This is a genomic window from Streptomyces sp. SID5464, from assembly GCF_009862985.1.
GTDB classification, from domain to species: Bacteria; Actinomycetota; Actinomycetes; order Streptomycetales; family Streptomycetaceae; genus Streptomyces; species Streptomyces chartreusis_D.
The window spans coordinates 148,620-165,472 of record NZ_WWIQ01000075.1; the positions used below are offsets into that span (position 1 = coordinate 148,620).

Genomic DNA, 16,853 nt, shown 5'->3' on the forward strand with positions numbered 1-16,853 from the left:
CTCGCTGTCAGCACCCACCACGCTAACCCGTGCGGGCACCCGGTCCCTCACGAACGTCGGGATGCCACGCCCAACGGGCGGCAATTCAGAGGAAATGTCCGCATGTATGCCGTGGAACAGGTCACTCCGGCGCGATGTCGTACTCCCTCATCCACCGGTCCAGGTACAGCGCGGTCTCCAGGCCGTTGCGGTGCAGCTGGGTGTGGTAGTGCCCCTGCGGGAGGTCGAGCATGCGGGCGAGCCCGGTGGCGTCGACGACGTCGAAGGCGGGAGAGGAGCCGTCGGCGAGCAGCGCCTGGGTGCGGGCCCGCAGGTCCTTCTCGTAGAGCTGGTCGGCGGTGGTCGGGTAGGGGCTCTTCCGCCGCTCCAGCACGGACCTGGGCACGATGTCGCGGGTGGCCCGCTTGAGGAGGCCCTTGGGGTCCCCGTCGGGTGTCTTGAGGTCCCAGGGCGTGTTGTGCACGTACTCGACGAGCCGGTGGTCGCAGAAGGGCACGCGGACCTCGAGACCGGCGGCCATGCTGAGCCGGTCCTTGCGGTCGAGCAGGGCGGGCAGCCAGCGGGTGAGGTGCAGGTGGCTGATCTCGCGCATGCGGCGTTCCGACGGGGAGTCGCCGGGCAGGTGCTCGACCTCGCTCAGGGCCTCCTGGTAGCGGTCCGCGCGGTACTGCTCGAAGCGGGTGGCCGTCCGGAAGGCCGGGGAGAGCAGCTCGGGGGTGATGAGCTGCATGCGGCTGAGCCAGGGGAACGTCGCCGCCTCGACGACGGCCGGGTCGTGGAACCACGCGTAGCCGCCGAACACCTCGTCGGCCGACTCCCCGGACAGGGCGACCGTGGAGTGCTCGCGTATCCCGCGGAACAGCAGGTGCAGCGAGGTGTCCACATCGCCGAAGGTGTACGGCAGGTCGTGGGCGCGCAGGACGGCGTCGCGGTTGGCGTCCCGGGTGAGCTCGTCGGCGGAGAGCTCGATGAGCCGGTGGTCGGTGCCGATGTGCCGGGCGGCTTCGAGGGCGTAGGGGGAGTCGCGTTCCGGGCGGAACTCGCTGGCCCTGAAGTCGGCTTCGCTGCCGGTGAAGTCCACCGCGAAGGAACGCACGGGGGGTTCGCCGGCGCGGGCCTGCACCCGGGCGGCCAGCGCGGTGAGCACGGTGGAGTCCAGTCCGCCGGAGAGCAGCGTGCACAGCGGTACGTCGGTGACCATCTGGCGGGACACCGTGTCCTCCAGCAGGGCCCGCACGGTGTCCGCCGTCGTGCCGGCGTCGTCCTCGTGCGGCCGCCGCCCAAGGCTCCAGTACCGCTCGATCCGCAGCCCGTCGCGGTCGTAGGCCGCGACGCAGCCCGGCGGCACCTCCTCGACGTCCCGGTAGGGGGTGACGCCCGGCGACTTCATCAGGCCGAGGAGGTCGGCGAGCCCCTGGCTGTCGAGCCGGGCCCGGAAGCGCGGGTGGGCGAGGATCGCCTTGGGTTCGGAGCCGAACAGGACACCGCCCCCGAGCCGCGCGACGTAGAGGGGCTTGATGCCGAGGCGGTCGCGCACCAGGAGGAGGCGCTGGGCCCGCTCGTCCCACACGGCGAAGGCGAACATGCCGTTGAGGCGCCTGACGAAGTCCTGGCCCCACTGGAGGTAGGCGCGCAGGACGACCTCGGTGTCCGAGCGGGTGCGGAAGGCGTGACCGAACCCACGGAGTTCTTCCCGGAGTTCGGGGAAGTTGTACACCTCGCCGCTGTAGCTGAGCACGACGGCGGGCCCTTCCCCGGCGGGCCGGCCCGGCTCCGCGGGGGCCGCCATCGGCTGCCTGCCGCCTTCGAGGTCGATGATCGCCAGCCGGCGGTGTCCGAGGACCGCGTGCGTACCGGCGTGCATTCCGGCGGCGTCCGGGCCGCGGCAGGCCATGGTCCGCACCATCGGTTCGACGCCGTCCACCTCCCGAGTGAGGTCCTGGCCGACGTCGGCCCAGCCTGCGATTCCGCACATGAGAAAGCTCCAACCGGATTCGGATGAGGGTTGCGGACTGCCGGGTAAAACGGCGTGCGGTATGCGCTCCAACAGGGCGCGAAACCCGCTGTTCGGGCTCGATTAACCGCGACTTCAAAAACGCTGCCGGTTTCACTTCGGCGCTCATCGAGACTAGGCCGGAAAATCAACTCGGGCAACGTACCGAGTAGTAGGCGCATTACGTCACACCGCAGTCGTCGATTTTCGGTCTCAGATGGCTAGTTGAGCCCCCCAGGGGCGGTTGCACCGCCTACCTTTAGTGCTATACGTTCGCTGTGGGTCGGGCTCCTTGGCCCCGCCACCAAGCCCTGAGCTGTGGCTTCCCGACCCTTCCCAGGGCCGCCCGTCGAGACCTACGTCACGGGCGCGCACAGCCCGCCGTCCCGTCCCGGCTGTGCGCAAGCGATAAGCGATTAATGAGCGAGGTTCGTGTGATCCTGCACACCGACAAACGCCAGGCATTACTCCGTGAGGCACAGGCCGAGATACGGGAGAATCAGGGCCGCATCCCGGCCGAGGACTTCTACACCAGAAAGCTCTCCGCAGCCTGGCGACGCGCGCGCGGAACAAGGGCATACGGCCCCGGTGAGGGCCAGGACGATATCGGGGAGTTCTCCCTGGAGCGTTTCCGGGACCTGCCCGTGACCCCGCGTGAGTCGCTCAAGGCGCAGCCCCTGCGCTATGCGGCGGTATCGCCCACCGAGGCCTCGAAGTACTACGAGACCACCGGCACGACGGGACAGCCCACCCCTACCCCGCGGCTGGCCGAGGACACCATCTGGAACACCGTTTCGGTCGCCGAGGCCTGGCGTCCGCTGCTCGGAGCCGACGAGCGCGTGGTGATCCTCCTGCCGTCCGACGTCGTTCCGGTGGCGGATCTGATCTCCGGGGTCTGCGAGTACCTGGACCTCGCGCACATCCGGGCCTACCCGTTCGCCACCGGCATCACCGGCTGGGACCGGCTGGAGTCGATGTGGCGGACCTTCCGCCCCACCACCGTCTTCGTCGCCCCCGGCGTGGCCCTGCAGTTCACCCGGCTGCTGGCGCAGCGAGGCCAGCTGGACGAGCTCAGCTCCTCGGTAGACCGGCTGATGCTGCTCGGCGAGGTCAACACCCCGCCCTTCCGCACCCGGCTGGGCACGTGGTGGAACGCCGACGCGCACGACGCCAGTTACGGCAGCACCGAGACCGGCACGCTGGCCGCCGCCTGTGCGCACGGCCGTCAGCACCTGCTGCCGGCCGCCACCTACTTCGAGCTCGCCACCCCCGAAGGCGTCGTCCCGCTGCACGACCGGGGCGGCCACGACCAGGGACGGCTCGTCGTCACCCCCCTCAACGCACACGCCAGGCCCCTGCTGCGGCTCGACACCGGCGACGAGGTGTCCGTCGCGACGGACTGCCCGTGCGGCAGCGCGGCGCCGCGGATCACCGTCCACGGACGCGCCAGCGACGGCCTCCGGGTGCGCGGCACCCCCCTGTCGGTACGCGCCGTGGAAGAGGTCGTCTACGGCGTCACCGACGCCACCGGCTACCTGCTGGAGGTGGACAGCGAGGGCACCTACGCCCGGCTGTTGCTGGAGCGCGGAGTCGGCACCGGGCGCGACCGCGAGCCCGAGGAGTGCCGGCGCGTCCAGGCCAGGTCCGAGGAGCTGCTCGGACTGCGCTGGGACGGGGTGGTGTTCGTCAACTCGCTGCCCGCGAACACCAAGAGCGGCGCCTCGCAGAAGAGCTGGAAGCGCTCCAACATCCGGGAAGTGGAGGCCGCACGATGACCGCCACCATGACGACCGCCCCGCGCGCCCCGCAGGGAGAGGGCGTGTCCGGCGGGGAACCCGACCTGTGGTGCACCTACGCCGCCGTGCGGACCCTGGCCTGGCTGGACCGCACCGGCACCCTCGCCGACCCGGACGGCACGGCCGCCTATCTGGCCGGCCGGCGCAACGCCGACGGCGGTTACGCCTGGAGCCGGGGCATGCTCTCCGACGCCTGGGCCACCTTCTACTGCACCCAGGCGCTGCGCGACATGGGCCGCCCGGTGCCCGGCACCGAGGCCACGGCCCGCTGGCTGGAGCGCACCTGGTCCGGCGAGGCGTACGCGATGCTCCCGGGACAGGCCCCGGACGCGTGGGCCACCCACTTCTCCGCCCGCACGGCCGTCGAGCTGTGCGGCGGCCCGGTGCCCGACCGCGCCCGCCTGCTGGACTGGCTGGGCCGGCTCCAGTGCGCCGAGGGCGGACTGAGCTGGTCCCCCGAGGACACGCGGCGCGGCAAGGCCGACGTACGGGCCTGCTACTACGGGGTGATGGCCTGGCGGGCCGCCACGGACAACGGCGCCTCGGGAGCACCGCCGTGGGACGTGGAGGCGCTCGCCGCATGGCTGCGCGCCCGTCAGGGTGACGAGGGCGGCTTCCGTTTCGCGCCCGCCGCCGAGGTGCCCTGCCTGTGGGCCACCTACCGGGCCGTGGGCGCGCTCGCGGCGCTCGGCCGGGCACCGCGTGATCCCGACGGCTGCCACGCGTGGGTCATGGGCCTGCGCGGCCCCTCCGGCGCCTTCGTCCGCTGGGAGGGCTACGACGTCGAGGACGTGTGGGCCTCCTTCTGCGCCGTGGGCACGCTCAAGGCGCTCGGCGCGCCGCTCGCCCCGGTCGCCGACGCCGTCACCGCCCGCATGGCCGAACTGGCCTGTGCCGGGGGCGGTTACACCTACCGGGAGCCCCAGGATGCGGCGGACGCCCTGTCCACCGCAGCCGCCGTGCTCTCGGCCGATCCCGCGGCACCCCGCCCGGACGGGGTGCGCTGGCTCGAGGGCTGCCAACTGCCCAACGAGGGCGGCGTGATGTACATGCCGGGCCGGGGCAGCGAGGTGCGCTGCACCCTGTGGGCCCTCGCGGCCGGCGCGTTCTCCGGGGACCGGGCCGCCCGGCACCGGATCGCCGACTGGCTGACCGACCTCCAGAACGCCGACGGCGGGTTCGGCTACTGGGAGGGACGCGGGTCCGACATGGTGTCCACGGCCGCGGCGGTGGAGACGGCGGCCCTCCTCGCCGAAGCGGACGAGGCCGGTCTCGACGAGCTCGGTCCGGACCTCGCCGGCGTCCTCTCCTTCGTCGACTCCTGCCGCGTCACCGAGGGCGAGCCGTTCGCGCACGGCAACGTGCCGGGCGCCGAGCCGGGTCTGCGCCCGGCGCTCCAGGCGCAGCGCGTCCGGCTGCTCCTCGGCCCCGGCTTCGCCCCGCCCGCCGAGGCCCGCGAGGCCGTCGGTGCCCTGCTCGATCGCCATCGCGTACGCGGCGGCGGCTACGCGGGCGAGGGCAACCGGGTCCCCGACCTGCTGTCCACCTACGAGGCGGTGCTGGCGGCCGACCGGGCCGGACTCGCCCTCGACACCGGGCACGTCTCCGCGTTCGTCGACCGGGTGCGCGGCGCCGACGGCACCGCGTGGAGCCCGCTGGCACCCGGCAGTGGCGGCCCGCTCGCCGACTGTCTCGGCAGCCTGCTCGCCCGGCGCCTGACCGCGGGCCCCGGCGCGCTGCCGGCCCTCGCCCTGTCCTGAACCGCCCGACCGGAGGCCTTCGTGCCCACGATCACCATCCGTACCCCCGAACTCCCCGTCCCCCGCCGTCGCGCCGTGGCGCTGCGCCTCACCCGCTGGCTCACCGCCCAGGGCGTCCAGGCCGGTCATGTCGTCGTGCGTTTCGAACCCACCGAGGACGGCACCGTCTTCTCCGGCGGGATGCCGGTCGAGGCCCTGCCGGACGAGACGGACGGCAGCGGCCCGCGCCACGCGTCCGTGACGGTCTGTGTGGGCCCCGACCGCGACGACGTCTTCCGGGACGGGCTCGCCCGGTGCATCACCGAGGCGCTCGGCGCCGACGCCCGGACTCCCTTCTGCTACCTGGAGTTCCGCCCCACCTCCCCCTCCGACGTCTACCTCGGCGCCGGCGAACGGCTGCGCCGGGCCGACGGCACCGCCGTGCGGCCCGAACCGGCCGCCGTCTGACCACCCCGGCGCCGACACCGCACCCTGTACCACCGGCAAGGAGTACGACCATGACCACGCCCACGACCGTCCCCTCCCCCGAAGAGATCCACGACCGCACGCGGTCCGTCCTGGCCGCCCGTATCGGCGACGCCTTCACCGACGTCCCCTCCGACGCCGACCTCCAGAAGGCGCTGGGCGAGCGCTACGACAGCCTCACCGCCATGGAGTGCATCTCCGCCGTGGAGAGCGAGTTCGGGATCGAGGTGGACTTCGTCGCCGACGACGTCCGTTTCTGGTTCTCCAGCGTGGAGCGCATGGTGCGCTTCACGCACGAACGACTGGAGGACACGGCGGCCCTCGGGCTGGGGAGCTGACCGTGCCGGACATCGCCTTCGCCACCTCCGGCAGCACCGGCCCGCCGGTGACCTGGCTGCGCACCGAGGAGCAGCTGCACGCCGAGGTGACCCTCGTGCACGAGGCGGTGCTGGACTCCGCCCGGTTCGGCCGCGTCGTGTCCTACGCGCCCCCCGGTCACCTCTACGGCCGGCTGTACGGGCGCGAGCTGCCCCGGCTCGCGGACGTCCCGGTGACCGGCCTGTGGGACGAGCCGCTCACCGTGCCGCCGCTCGACGACGGCGTCCCCACGCTGCTGGTCTGCCTGCCCTCCACCTGGCAGCTGCTCGCCCGGCACGTCCCGGCACTGGCGCGGCACGGCCGGGTGACGGCCCTGCACAGCACCGGCCCGGCCACACCGGCCGCCCATCACGTCGCCGGACGCCTCGCGGACACCGGTTTCCGGGCGCACGAACTCCTCGGCTCCACCGAGACCGGGGCCGTCGCCCACCGCCCCGTCGCCGGTGAGCGGACGACCGGCCTCCCCTGGCGCCTGCTGCCCGACGTGGAGATGCTGCCCGGCTCCGTCGCGGACGGTGACGGGGCGGCCCGGCGCCTGCGCGTCGCCAGTCCCCGGCTGGCCCGCCGGGCCGGCGCCGAAGCACCCACGGCCGACTGGGAGTTGCCCGACCTCGTCGCACCGGCGGGCCCGCGCGCCTTCCAGCACCTGGGGCGGGCGTCCCGGCTGGTCAAGGTGAACGGGGTGCGCTGCGACCTGGCCCACGTGGAGGACCTGGCCCGCGCCCGCTGCCCCGGCCTGGACCTGGTCTGCGCGCCCGTCAGCGACCCCGTACGGGGAGAGCACTACGAGGTGTTCTACGCCTCGGCCGAACCGGTCGACCCGGCGGCCCTGCGCCGCAGCCTGGGCCGGCTCCCCTCGGGACTGCCCGCGCCGCGCGCCGTGCACCGCGTTCCCCGCATCCCCCGCAGCTCCACCGGCAAGGTCCGCACCGCCGAGCTCACCGCAGCACGCCCCACCCAGGAGGCCGAGCATGTCTGACGCCCCCGCCCCGCAGGACGCCATCACCAGCTACGCGCGGCAGGCGCGCTGGACCGCCGAGCCCCAGGCGCCGCAGCCCGGCGCACCGGTGTCGCTGCCGTTGCCGGAGCGGGTGACGGCCCGCGCCCGGGGCACGCTGACCGCCGAGGAGTGGCGCACCGAGGAGGCCGCCTGGTCGGACCTGGCGGACGCCCGCTACCGGGCGTGCGTCCACCGCGCCCCGCTCGACGCGGCCGCCGCACCGGTGCGCGTCGGGGTGAAGGACACCGTGGACGTCGCCGGTCTCCCCACCCGGCTGGGCCTGCGCGGCCACCGCCATCACGCCCGGGTCTCGAACCCGGCGATCGCCGCCCTGCCGTCCGCACGCGCGGCCGTGACCGCCAAGGTCGTCACCACCGAACTCAACATCGGGGTGGGGTCGGAGTGCGTCAACCCGTACGTTCCGCAGATCGACCCCGGCGGCTCCAGCACCGGCACGGCCGTGTCGGTGGCCGCGAACATCTGCGACATCGGCCTGGGCACGGACGTGCTGGGATCGGTGCGCTGGCCGGCCGGGCAGTGCGGCACGGTGGGACTGCGGATGACGCAGCGCACCTCACTGCTGGAGGGGGTCTTCCCGCTCTCCCCGCCCATGGACGCCCTCGGCTGGGCCACCCGCAGCGCGGCGGACCTGGCGTACCTGTGGCCGCTGCTCGGACTCGACCGGCTCGGCGCCCAGCGCCCGGCCGCCGAAGGGCCGTACCGCATCGGCGTCGTCGCGAACGTGGACGGGCCCGAGGGCACCTGCGGCCCCGTCATGCGCCAGGCGCTGGAGACGGCCTGCGGGCGGCTGGAGGCGAGCGGCCAGAGGCTCGACGCGGTCCGGCTCGACGACCTGTGGGCGCTGCGCGGGCCCGCCTGGGAGTTGTGCGCCCGTCAGGCCTGGGACGCCTACCAGGTGTGGCGGCCGTGGGTGCCCGCCGACCTGCACGAGACCACCCGCGGCGCGCTGGAGGTGGGTGCGAAGGTCCAGGACGACCGCTACGCCTGGATCCTGGAGCGGCTGGCGCACACCCGCGCCACGGTCGAGGGTGACTTCGACGCCGCGGGCGTGGACGCCTGGCTGCTGCCCCTGGACCCGGCCGCGCCCCCGGACCTCGCCACCGCCGACGCCCGGGTGTCGACCATTCCCGCCCCGGGTGACCCCGACTACGACCTGCGCGTGGCCTACACCCCGCTGGCCAGCTTCGCCGGGCTCCCCGCGCTCACCATGCCGGTCGACCGGGACGAGCGCGGCGCGCCGTTGTGCGTCCAGCTGATCGCCCGCCGCGACCACGAACCGCTGCTGATCCGGCTGGCCGGACTGCTGGAGGAGGCGGTCGGCCCGCTCGGCTTCCGGCCCAGCTGAAGCGGCCCGCACGCACACCCGTCAACGCCAGGACGACGGAAGGCACGCATGCCCCTCCCCGCTCATCCGACGACCGCCGATCAACCGACACCTTGGTGCGTGACCTGCTGGAGCGCAGCACCGCCCCGCTGGAACCGACGGCCGCCGAGCAGGACCGCATGGCGGCGGCCCACCGCACGCTGGCCGGCCTCGACGGCTCCCGGCGCGTCTACGGCGTCACCCACGGCTTCGGCCCGCTGGTGGATCACGCCGCCGACCCCGACCCGGCCCGTCAGGGCGCCGGACTCGTCTCCCACCTGGCGACCGGGCCGGGCGACCCGCTGCCGCCGGACGTCACCCGCACCATGGTCCGGCTGCGGCTGCGCGGCATGGCGCTCCGGCACTCGGCCGTCGCGCCGCGGACCTGGCAGCGTCTCGCCGATCTGGTGAACGCGGGCTTCGTCCCGGTGGTGCCGAGCGAGGGCACACTGTGCGATCCGACGCCGGCGCGCGCCCTGACGCCCCCGACCCCGACGCCGGGGCCGCCACCACGGGCGCGCGCCGCACCGCCGCGGTGTGACGCCGTCGCCCGGCTCACTCCGCCCCACCCCACAACACCACCCGTTACTTCGGCCCGGCCCCCACGCCGGACGCCGCCCCGCCCGATGGAGGAAGACCATGACCGCCACGCGCCTGCTGCTGCCGGCCCGGGCCCTTCAGCAGCCCGAATGGGCCTCGCTCGACGAACTCAAGGACGTCCTGCTCTCCCTGGAGGCGAAACCTCCCCTGGTGGACGCCACCGCCTGCGCCGACCTCACCGCCGAACTCGGGCGGGCCGCCCGGGGTGAGGCCTTCGTCCTCCAGGCCGGGGAGTGCGCCGAGCGGTTCGCCGACGCCAACCCCGAGACCGTTCTCGCCAAGGCCGACCAACTGCACCGGCTGGCGGACGAGTTCACCGACACCAGCGGGCTGCCCACCGTCCGGATGGGGCGGATCGCCGGACAGTACGCCAAACCGCGCTCCAACCCGACCGAGACCCTGTCCGACGGCACGGTGCTGCCCGTCTACCGCGGTGACGCGGTCAACGCCCCCGAGCCCACCCTGGCGGCACGCACCGCGCTGCCGTCCCGGCTGCTGCTGGCGTACCGGAACGCCGGCAACACCCTGAGCACCCTGCTCGAGCGGGATCTTGGCCTGGCCGGGCGGACGGCGCCCCAGCGCACGTACGCGGGGCACGAGGCGCTGCTCCTGGAGTACGAGCAGGCCCTGGTGCGTCCCGACGCGGACGGGGGACGCTACGGCTCCTCCGGCCACTTCCTGTGGATCGGCGACCGGACGCGTCAGCCGGACCACCAGCACGTGCAGTTCGCCGCGTCGGTGAGCAACCCGGTCGGCGTCAAGATCGGCCCCAGGGCATCGGCCGAGGAGGTCGGCACGCTGGTGCGGATGCTCGGCGACCGGCGCCGCCCCGGCAGGCTCTCCCTGATCGTGCGCATGGGGCGGGAGAACATCGTCCCGCACCTGACCTCGGTGCTGAGGGCACTCGGCGACGAGGCCGCCGGTGTCGCCTGGATCTGCGATCCGATGCACGGCAACACCCGGACCAACGGCGCCGGTCAGAAGAGCCGTGCGGTCGACGACGTCATGGCGGAGATCGAGGGCTTCGTGTCGGCCCTGCGCGCACACGGCCTGCGACCGGCCGGTCTGATGCTGGAGACGGCCCACCGCCCCGTCACCGAGTGCGTCGACACGGCGGCGGAACTGGCCTCGCCCACGCCGCTGCCCCACTACGAGTCGGCCTGCGACCCGCGGCTGAGCCCGCGCCAGGCCCGCCAGGTGGTGGCTCGCACGGCGGCGCTGCTGTGAGGCGGCGCGCCGGTCGTCCCGTCGTGCCCGCCCGCGCACCGCCGGGACGCGCGGCGGCACCCGAGGACACCCGAGAGAAGACCCCCAGACAAGCAGCCCCAGAGAAGAGGACACAGCACATGGAGTTCCGCCGGCTCGGCCGGAGCGGCCTCGTGATCAGCGAGATCGCCTACGGCAACTGGATCACCCACGGTGCCCAGATCGACGAGGAGGCGGCGCACGCCTGCGTGCGGGCCGCGCTCGACGCGGGCATCACCACGTTCGACACGGCGGACGTGTATTCCGAGACCCGCGCCGAGACCGTGCTCGGCAAGGCGCTCGCCGGTCAGCGGCGCGAGGGCCTCGTGCTCTCCACCAAGGTCTGCCACCCGGTGGGCCCCGGCCCCAACGACCGCGGCCTGTCCCGCAAGCACGTCATCGAGGGCTGCGAGGCGTCACTGCGCCGGCTCGGCACGGACTACGTCGACGTCTACTACGCGCACCGCTACGACCCGGCCGTTCCGCTCGAGGAGACCATGCTCGCCTTCGCGGACCTGGTCCGCTCCGGCAAGGTCCTCTACGTCGGGGTCAGCGAGTGGACCGCCGAGCAGATCAGCCGCGCGGCCGGTCTCGCCCGGGAGCTGCGCGTCCCGCTGGTCGCCAGCCAGCCGCAGTACTCGATGCTGTGGCGGGTCATCGACTCGCAGGTCGTGCCCGCCTGCGAGCGGGAGGGGCTGGGCCAGGTCGTCTGGTCGCCCCTGGCCCAGGGCATCCTGAGCGGCAAGTACCTGCCGGGCACCGCGGCGCCCTCGGACTCCCGGGCGGGCACCGAGGCGGGCAAGGGATTCGTCGACATGCTGGTCGGTCACTGGATGAAGGACGAGGGGGCTCTGCGTGCCGTCCAGGAGCTGGGCCCGGTCGCCTCGGACCTCGGCCTGACGATGAGCCAGCTCGCGATCGCCTGGGTCCTCCAGAACCCGTCCGTCTCGGCGGCCATCATCGGCGCGAGCCGTCCCGAGCAGGTCAAGGAGAACGCCGCGGCCTCCGGCGTACGCCTGGAGCAGGCCGTGCTGGACCGCATCGACGAGATCCTCTCGGCGTACATCGTGCGCGATCCCGCGAGGACGGGCTGAACACCGCGGCCGGGGCGGGGAAACGAGAAGGGAGCAGGAAGAACGAAGCAGCAGGAGGAGAGGAGCAGGACGACTTGAACGACACAGACGGCACGGCCGACAGGGGCGGTGCACGGGAGTCCGGGACGCCGGGCCCGGCCGGACGGGCGGTGATCGTGACCGGCGGCAGCCGCGGGCTGGGGCGGCAGACCACGCTCCGGCTCGCCGCGCAGGGCTGCGATCTCGCCGTGTGCGGCCGTGACGCCGCCTCGCTGGACGCGGTGGCCGAGGAGGTGCGCGCCCGGTACGGGCGCGCCCTCCACACCGCGCGGCTGGACGTGCTCGACGAGTCCGCCCTCGCGGCTTTCGTACGGGAGTCGGCCGCCCGGTTCGGCCGGTTGGACGGCCTGGTGACCGTCGCGGGCGGCGCGCGCGGCGCGGATCTGCGCGGCACGGAGGCGTCCGACTGGGACCTGACGGGCCGGCTCAACATCACCCATCCGGCGATCGCGCTGCGCGAGGCCGCCGATCACCTGGCCGGGACGGGGGGCAGCGCCGTGCTGGTGTCCTCCGTCTCCGGCTGGAAGCCCGCCCCGCCCGCGCAGTACGCGGCGGCCAAGGCCGCGCAGATCCACATGGCCGCGTCCCTGGCCCGGGAGCTGGGGCCGCGAGGTGTCCGGGTCAACTGTGTCTCGCCCGGCTCCATGCTGATCGAGGGCAAGGGCTGGGCCAGGCTCCGGGACGAGGACCCCCGGGCCTACCGCGAGTTCGAGAAGGAGTTCCCCGGCGGCCGCCTGGTCGATCCGCGGGACGTCGCCGAGGTGATCGCCTTCCTGCTCTCGGACCGTGCGCGGGCCGTCAACGGCGCGAACATCCCGGTGGACGGCGGCCAGAACGCGCCCAGCGCGTACGGATACTGAGCCGGCACGGAGCCGGTGCGGAGCCGGTCCGGCCACCCGGTGACCGCCACGGCACGGTCCCCCCGGGGACGGCCCGGGGGGACCGTGCCCACGACCGCCCGGCTCAGACCTGCCCCGTGTGGTCGAGGCCCTCGTGCCCCACATGGGAAACACCCCGCACGTTCAGCTCGTCCTGCACGTCGTCGAGCAGCTCGCGCAGCAACTCGGCCAGTGCTTCGCGCCGCTCCGGGCCCAGGCGTTCCAGCAGCTGTGCCTCGCGGGCGAGCACCCGGTCGACCGTGCGCTCCACCAGCTCGTGTCCGGCCGGGGTCAGTTCGACCAGCACCGCGCGGCTGCGGCCGGGGGCGGGGCGGCGCGTGACCAGGTTGTCGCGTTCGGCGCGCGCGACCCGCTGGGAAATGGCGCCCGCGGTCACCAGGGAGTGCCCGGCGAGGTCCCGGGTGCTCAGGGTGTAGGGGGGCCCGCTGCGGCGCAGCACGCTGAGCAGGTCCAGGGTGGCCGGGTCGACGCCCGCCTCGGCGAGGACCCGCCGGCGGTCGTCGCCGAAGTGCTTGGCGAGCTGCCAGATTCTCGTGACCACGCCGATGGAGCCCACCGGGGTCTGGGGCCGCTCGCGGCTCCAGGCAGCCGCGATGGCGTCCGCCGGGTCCTCCCCCGCCGGGAGGCGATCGCTTTCCTCTGATGCCGTCATGAGCTCACCCTTCACACTGACCTGCTACATTTAGATCTGAATTTAGCACTAAACAAGCGCCCTTCAGCGCACGTTCGGAACCGAGTGGTGATATGCGCACAGAGACACGGAAAGCGAGTCCGAAGGCAGCAGCCGAGGCCGGGGCCGCCACCGCGACCGGCCCTCCCCGGGCCTCCGGGCGGGACTGGGCGGGACTCACCGTGGTCCTGCTCGCGATGTTCATGAGCCAGATCGACATGTTCATCGTGAACGTCGCGGCTCCGGGTATCCAGGCGGACCTGAACGCCGGGTTCGGCCAACTCCAGTTCGTGATCGACGGTTACGTGATCGCCTACGCAGCGGGCATGGTAACCGGCGGCCGGCTCGGCGACCGGATCGGCCGCAAACGCACCTTCCAGTACGGCGTGGCCACCTTCACCCTGACGTCCCTGCTGTGCGCGCTCGCGCCCAGCCCGGCCACCCTGATCGCGGCCCGGGTGCTCCAGGGCCTGTCGGCCGCGGTCATGACACCGCAGGTGCTCTCGCTCATCCGGGCCGTCTTCGTGCACGAACGCGACCGTGCCCGGGCCGTCGGCGCCTACGGTGCCTCCATCGGGGCGGGGGTCATCGCCGGCCTCGTCGGCGGCGGACTGCTGCTCGACCTCGACGTGGCCGGCCTGGGCTGGCGCATGATCTTCCTGATCAACGTGCCGATCGGCGCGGCGATCCTGTGCGCGGCCGTGCCCGCCGTCACCGAGAGCCGCAGCGCCGATCTGCCGCGACTCGACATCGCCGGCGCCGTCTTCACCGCCGTGCTGCTGCCCCTCGTGCTCATCCCGCTGATCCTCGGCGGTGAGCACGGCTGGCCCTGGTGGACGTACGTCTGCTTCGCCCTCAGCGCGGCCGGCACCGTGGCCTTCCTGCGGTGGGAGCGCCGGACGGAGTCCCAGGGCAACGACCCGCTGCTGCCGAGCCGGCTGCTGCGGGCCAGGGGCTTCCCGCTCAGCATGGGCACCGTGCTGCTGTTCTTCTCCGGCAACGCCGGGCTGTTCCTGGTCCTCACCTACCACCTCCAGTCGGGCCTCCGGCTGACCCCGCTGGCCGCGAGCATGGTCTTCGTGCCGCTCGGCCTCGGCTTCATCGCCGCCTCCGCGGCCTGCCGCAGGCTCGCCGCCCGGTTCGGCATCGGGGTGTCGGTGGCGGGCGGCCTGGTCATGGCGGCCGGTCTCGTCGCCGTGCCCGCCGTCACCGGCCTGGAGAGCACGAGCCAGGCGATCGGGCTCGCGGCGGTGATGGGGGTCTCCGGATTCGGGCAGGGCCTGGTCGTCGCGCCCCTGGTGGACACCGTCCTGTCGCGGGTCCACCCGGACGACGCGGGTGCCGGATCGGGTGTGCTCAACACCGTCACCCAGGCGGGCATGGCCTTCGGGGTAGCCGTCATCGGGGCCCTGTACCGCGGCTTCCTGGGCACCAATCCCCAGGCGCCGGGCCCGGACACCGGCATGGCCGACTTCGCGGACGCCTTCGACCTCACCGCCTACGTCCTCGCGGCACTCGCCGTCGGCACGGCACTGCTCGCCATCCGGCTGGGCCGCGTCCCCGCGAGCGTGGAAGCCGCCGGGGGCGCGGGTGCCGAGGGCGGCCGAGGCCCCGCCGAAGCGGAGGAGCCCGCCGTCACCGACACCGGCCGATAGCAACCGTCCGCGACACCCGGTCCCGGGTCCGCCGCTCCGCCCCTTCGCCGGTCCGGCCGAAGGGGCGGAGCGCGTACGAGGGCGCAACGGCCTCTGCGGTGCGCTGCGGTCCGCCGTCCCGCTCCACCGGCGCTGACGCCCGCCGGCCCGGCTCCCGGGCGCCGCGCACCGGGCTGACCGCGTGTCAGGCGTCGCCGTACGCCTCCCCGCCCGGTTCGAAGACGGCCGTCCCGGCGGTCGCGTCGGCGAGCCACGCCCGGAAGGCCTCCAGATCGGCGTCAGGGAGTGCGATCTCGATCGTGACCGCCTCCCCGTAGCGCACGTCCCGCACCTCGCGCCCGGTGGTCCGCAGGTCGTTCTCCAGCTTGCCGGCCCGCTGGTGGTCGACGGTGATCGTGGCCAGCCGGAACCGGCGGCGGGTGCGGGTGCCGAGGGTGTCCAGTGCCTCGCCGACCGCTCCGCCGTACGCCCGGATGAGCCCGCCCGCGCCGAGCTTGACCCCGCCGTAGTAGCGGGTGACGACGGCGACGACGTAGCGCATGTCCCGGCGGAGCAGCATCTGGAGCATGGGGACGCCGGCGGTGCCGCCGGGTTCGCCGTCGTCGGAGGCCTTCTGGACCAAGGCGTCGGCGCCGATGACGTAGGCCCAGCAGTTGTGGGTGGCGGCGGCGTGCTCCTTGCGGACCGTGGCGATGAAGTCCTGCGCCTCCTGCTCGGTGGCCGCCGGGGCGAGGGCGCACAGGAAGCGGGAGCGGTTGACCTCGGTCTCGTGCACGCCGGCGCGGGCCACCGTGCGGTATTCGTCCTGCATCCGGCCACCCTATGCGCGGCCCTTGGGGAGGACCGGACCGGCGCTACCTCTTCGCGCCCCGGGGCACGGTCATGGAGGTGAGCAGCGCCGAGCCGGGGGTGAGGGCCCGCCAGGTCGTGCCGTACCAGGACAGTACGGCGATGGCCGAGGTCGGGAACTTGGTGCGGACCCGCTCCAGGGTGTCGTCGAGGCCGTCACCGGCGAGCGCCAGGACGAGTTCCTCCAGACCCGGGTTGTGCCCGATCAGCAGCAGCGTCTCCACCTCGGCGGACACCTCGTGCACGACGGCCAGCAGACCGGCGGGGCTCGCGGCGTACAGGCGCCGGTCGAACCGGACCGGCGGGGGCGTGCCCCACTCGGCGGCGGCCAGTTCCCAGGTCCGGCGGGCGCGTACGGCGGTGGAGCACAGCGCGAGGTCGGGCAGGCTGTCGGCCTCGGCCAGGGCCCGCCCGGCCGCGGGGGCGTCGCGGCGGCCGCGCGGGGCGAGCGGGCGCTCGTGGTCGGCGACGTCCAGGGGCCAGGCGGACTTGGCGTGCCGCAGCACGACCAGGCGGCGCAGCGGGCCGCCTCCGGCGCGTTCCATCATGACGGGGCTCCCAGGTCGCGGGTGAGGTCGAGGCCGAGGAGGCGGTCGGCGTAGGCGTACGTCTCGAAACGGGCGCCGTCCGGCAGGTCCGGCTCGTTCTCCACGCCCCGCAGCACGTCCAGGACCCGCGGGACGTCCAGATCGTCGTCCCAGGCGTCGCGCAACCGCCCGCGCACGTCGTCGGGCACGGGCCGGGAGGGCCGCCGGGCCCAACGGGCGACCGCACGCCGCCACCGGACGAGGGTGGCCTGCGCCTCGCCGAGGACGTCCGCCTCCAGCCGCACGGGGGCGTTGTGATGCCGGGTGAACAGGGCGAGGCGCAGGACGGCGGGGTCGACCCCGCGCAGGGGTTCGGATCCCACCGACTGCCCGCCCGACGGGCTCGACTCCGCCGACTCCCCGCCCGGCGGGCCAGACTCGACCGACCGGCCACTCGACGCACCTGGCACCGCCGATTCACCGACCGCCAGACCCGACA

The 16,853-nt window shown here is 74.0% G+C and carries 15 protein-coding genes and 1 pseudogene; 10 read left to right on the top strand and 6 right to left on the bottom strand.

Going from position 1 to position 16,853, the window contains the following annotated elements:
* Positions 1-121: 121 nt before the first annotated feature.
* Positions 122-1,975, bottom strand: coding sequence for an asparagine synthase (glutamine-hydrolyzing) (asnB, locus tag GTY47_RS36980; RefSeq protein ID WP_010041192.1), 1,854 nt, complete (start codon positions 1,973-1,975; stop codon positions 122-124).
* A gap of 437 nt (positions 1,976-2,412) precedes the next feature.
* Here asnB and GTY47_RS36985 point away from each other — a divergent pair, with 437 nt between their 5' ends.
* From GTY47_RS36985 to GTY47_RS37010, 6 genes are read left to right on the top strand one after another with little or no spacing between them, the layout of a single operon-like run.
* Positions 2,413-3,768, top strand: coding sequence for a phenylacetate--CoA ligase family protein (locus GTY47_RS36985; RefSeq protein WP_197709821.1), 1,356 nt, complete (start codon positions 2,413-2,415; stop codon positions 3,766-3,768).
* Complete coding sequence (locus GTY47_RS36990; RefSeq protein WP_010041197.1) at positions 3,765-5,549, top strand: prenyltransferase/squalene oxidase repeat-containing protein; 1,785 nt, start codon at positions 3,765-3,767, stop codon at positions 5,547-5,549. The genes GTY47_RS36985 and GTY47_RS36990 overlap by 4 nt, the downstream gene beginning before the upstream one ends.
* Positions 5,550-5,570: 21 nt before the next feature.
* Positions 5,571-5,996 carry a hypothetical protein gene (locus tag GTY47_RS36995; RefSeq protein WP_010041199.1) on the top strand — a complete coding sequence of 142 codons (426 nt, stop codon included), beginning with the start codon at positions 5,571-5,573 and terminating at the stop codon, positions 5,994-5,996.
* A gap of 50 nt (positions 5,997-6,046) precedes the next feature.
* Positions 6,047-6,352, top strand: coding sequence for an acyl carrier protein (locus GTY47_RS37000; RefSeq protein WP_010041201.1), 306 nt, complete (start codon positions 6,047-6,049; stop codon positions 6,350-6,352).
* A 2-nt stretch (positions 6,353-6,354) separates the two neighbouring features.
* Positions 6,355-7,371: an acyl-CoA synthetase gene (locus tag GTY47_RS37005; protein WP_010041202.1), complete on the top strand. Its 1,017-nt coding sequence runs from the start codon at positions 6,355-6,357 to the stop codon at positions 7,369-7,371.
* Positions 7,364-8,758, top strand: coding sequence for an amidase (locus tag GTY47_RS37010; protein ID WP_010041204.1), 1,395 nt, complete (start codon positions 7,364-7,366; stop codon positions 8,756-8,758). The genes GTY47_RS37005 and GTY47_RS37010 overlap by 8 nt, the downstream gene beginning before the upstream one ends.
* An 80-nt stretch (positions 8,759-8,838) precedes the next feature.
* Here the strand turns inward: GTY47_RS37010 and GTY47_RS40525 are convergent, their stop codons facing one another.
* Complete coding sequence (locus GTY47_RS40525; RefSeq protein WP_173937216.1) at positions 8,839-9,054, bottom strand: hypothetical protein; 216 nt, start codon at positions 9,052-9,054, stop codon at positions 8,839-8,841.
* 361 nt (positions 9,055-9,415) lie between these two features.
* Here GTY47_RS40525 and GTY47_RS37020 point away from each other — a divergent pair, with 361 nt between their 5' ends.
* From GTY47_RS37020 to GTY47_RS37030, 3 genes are all read left to right on the top strand, one after another.
* A complete protein-coding gene (locus tag GTY47_RS37020; protein ID WP_010041210.1) occupies positions 9,416-10,603 on the top strand; it encodes a 3-deoxy-7-phosphoheptulonate synthase in 1,188 nt (395 codons plus the stop codon).
* A 119-nt stretch (positions 10,604-10,722) separates the two neighbouring features.
* The gene (locus tag GTY47_RS37025; RefSeq protein WP_010041212.1) at positions 10,723-11,715 is read left to right on the top strand and encodes an aldo/keto reductase family protein; all 993 of its coding nucleotides are present in this window, start codon (positions 10,723-10,725) and stop codon (positions 11,713-11,715) included.
* 74 nt (positions 11,716-11,789) lie between these two features.
* Positions 11,790-12,614: an SDR family oxidoreductase gene (locus tag GTY47_RS37030; protein WP_010041213.1), complete on the top strand. Its 825-nt coding sequence runs from the start codon at positions 11,790-11,792 to the stop codon at positions 12,612-12,614.
* Between the two features lie 103 nt (positions 12,615-12,717).
* On the opposite strand, the gene GTY47_RS37035 is transcribed toward GTY47_RS37030, so the two are convergent.
* Complete coding sequence (locus GTY47_RS37035) at positions 12,718-13,305, bottom strand: MarR family winged helix-turn-helix transcriptional regulator (protein ID WP_010041214.1); 588 nt, start codon at positions 13,303-13,305, stop codon at positions 12,718-12,720.
* A gap of 92 nt (positions 13,306-13,397) precedes the next feature.
* Between GTY47_RS37035 and GTY47_RS37040 the strand changes: the two genes are divergently transcribed.
* Positions 13,398-14,978, top strand: a complete 1,581-nt coding sequence (locus GTY47_RS37040; protein ID WP_231911189.1) for an MFS transporter — start codon at positions 13,398-13,400, stop codon at positions 14,976-14,978.
* 184 nt (positions 14,979-15,162) lie between these two features.
* Here GTY47_RS37040 and GTY47_RS37045 read toward each other — a convergent pair whose 3' ends face one another.
* The 3 genes and pseudogenes from GTY47_RS37045 to GTY47_RS37055 form a co-directional block, all read right to left on the bottom strand.
* The gene (locus GTY47_RS37045; RefSeq protein WP_010041216.1) at positions 15,163-15,789 is read right to left on the bottom strand and encodes a YigZ family protein; all 627 of its coding nucleotides are present in this window, start codon (positions 15,787-15,789) and stop codon (positions 15,163-15,165) included.
* A 43-nt stretch (positions 15,790-15,832) separates the two neighbouring features.
* Positions 15,833-16,375 (bottom strand): histidine phosphatase family protein, encoded by a 543-nt coding sequence (locus GTY47_RS37050; protein WP_029181262.1) that lies wholly within the window; start codon positions 16,373-16,375, stop codon positions 15,833-15,835.
* Positions 16,372-16,710, bottom strand: a pseudogene (locus tag GTY47_RS37055) (hypothetical protein); the annotation flags it as partial. The gene GTY47_RS37050 and the pseudogene GTY47_RS37055, both read right to left, overlap by 4 nt.
* Positions 16,711-16,853: the final 143 nt, after the last annotated feature.

Coding starts and splice junctions, on each gene's coding strand:
- GTY47_RS37000 (WP_010041201.1), top strand. CDS start 6,047: ATGACCACGCCCACGACCGTCCCCTCCCCCGAAGAGATCCACGACCGC.
- GTY47_RS36990 (WP_010041197.1), top strand. CDS start 3,765: ATGACCGCCACCATGACGACCGCCCCGCGCGCCCCGCAGGGAGAGGGC.
- GTY47_RS36985 (WP_197709821.1), top strand. CDS start 2,413: ATGAGCGAGGTTCGTGTGATCCTGCACACCGACAAACGCCAGGCATTA.
- GTY47_RS37040 (WP_231911189.1), top strand. CDS start 13,398: ATGCGCACAGAGACACGGAAAGCGAGTCCGAAGGCAGCAGCCGAGGCC.
- GTY47_RS37010 (WP_010041204.1), top strand. CDS start 7,364: ATGTCTGACGCCCCCGCCCCGCAGGACGCCATCACCAGCTACGCGCGG.
- asnB (WP_010041192.1), bottom strand. CDS start 1,975: ATGTGCGGAATCGCAGGCTGGGCCGACGTCGGCCAGGACCTCACTCGG.
- GTY47_RS37025 (WP_010041212.1), top strand. CDS start 10,723: ATGGAGTTCCGCCGGCTCGGCCGGAGCGGCCTCGTGATCAGCGAGATC.
- GTY47_RS37045 (WP_010041216.1), bottom strand. CDS start 15,789: ATGCAGGACGAATACCGCACGGTGGCCCGCGCCGGCGTGCACGAGACC.
- GTY47_RS37020 (WP_010041210.1), top strand. CDS start 9,416: ATGACCGCCACGCGCCTGCTGCTGCCGGCCCGGGCCCTTCAGCAGCCC.
- GTY47_RS37050 (WP_029181262.1), bottom strand. CDS start 16,375: ATGATGGAACGCGCCGGAGGCGGCCCGCTGCGCCGCCTGGTCGTGCTG.
- GTY47_RS37035 (WP_010041214.1), bottom strand. CDS start 13,305: ATGACGGCATCAGAGGAAAGCGATCGCCTCCCGGCGGGGGAGGACCCG.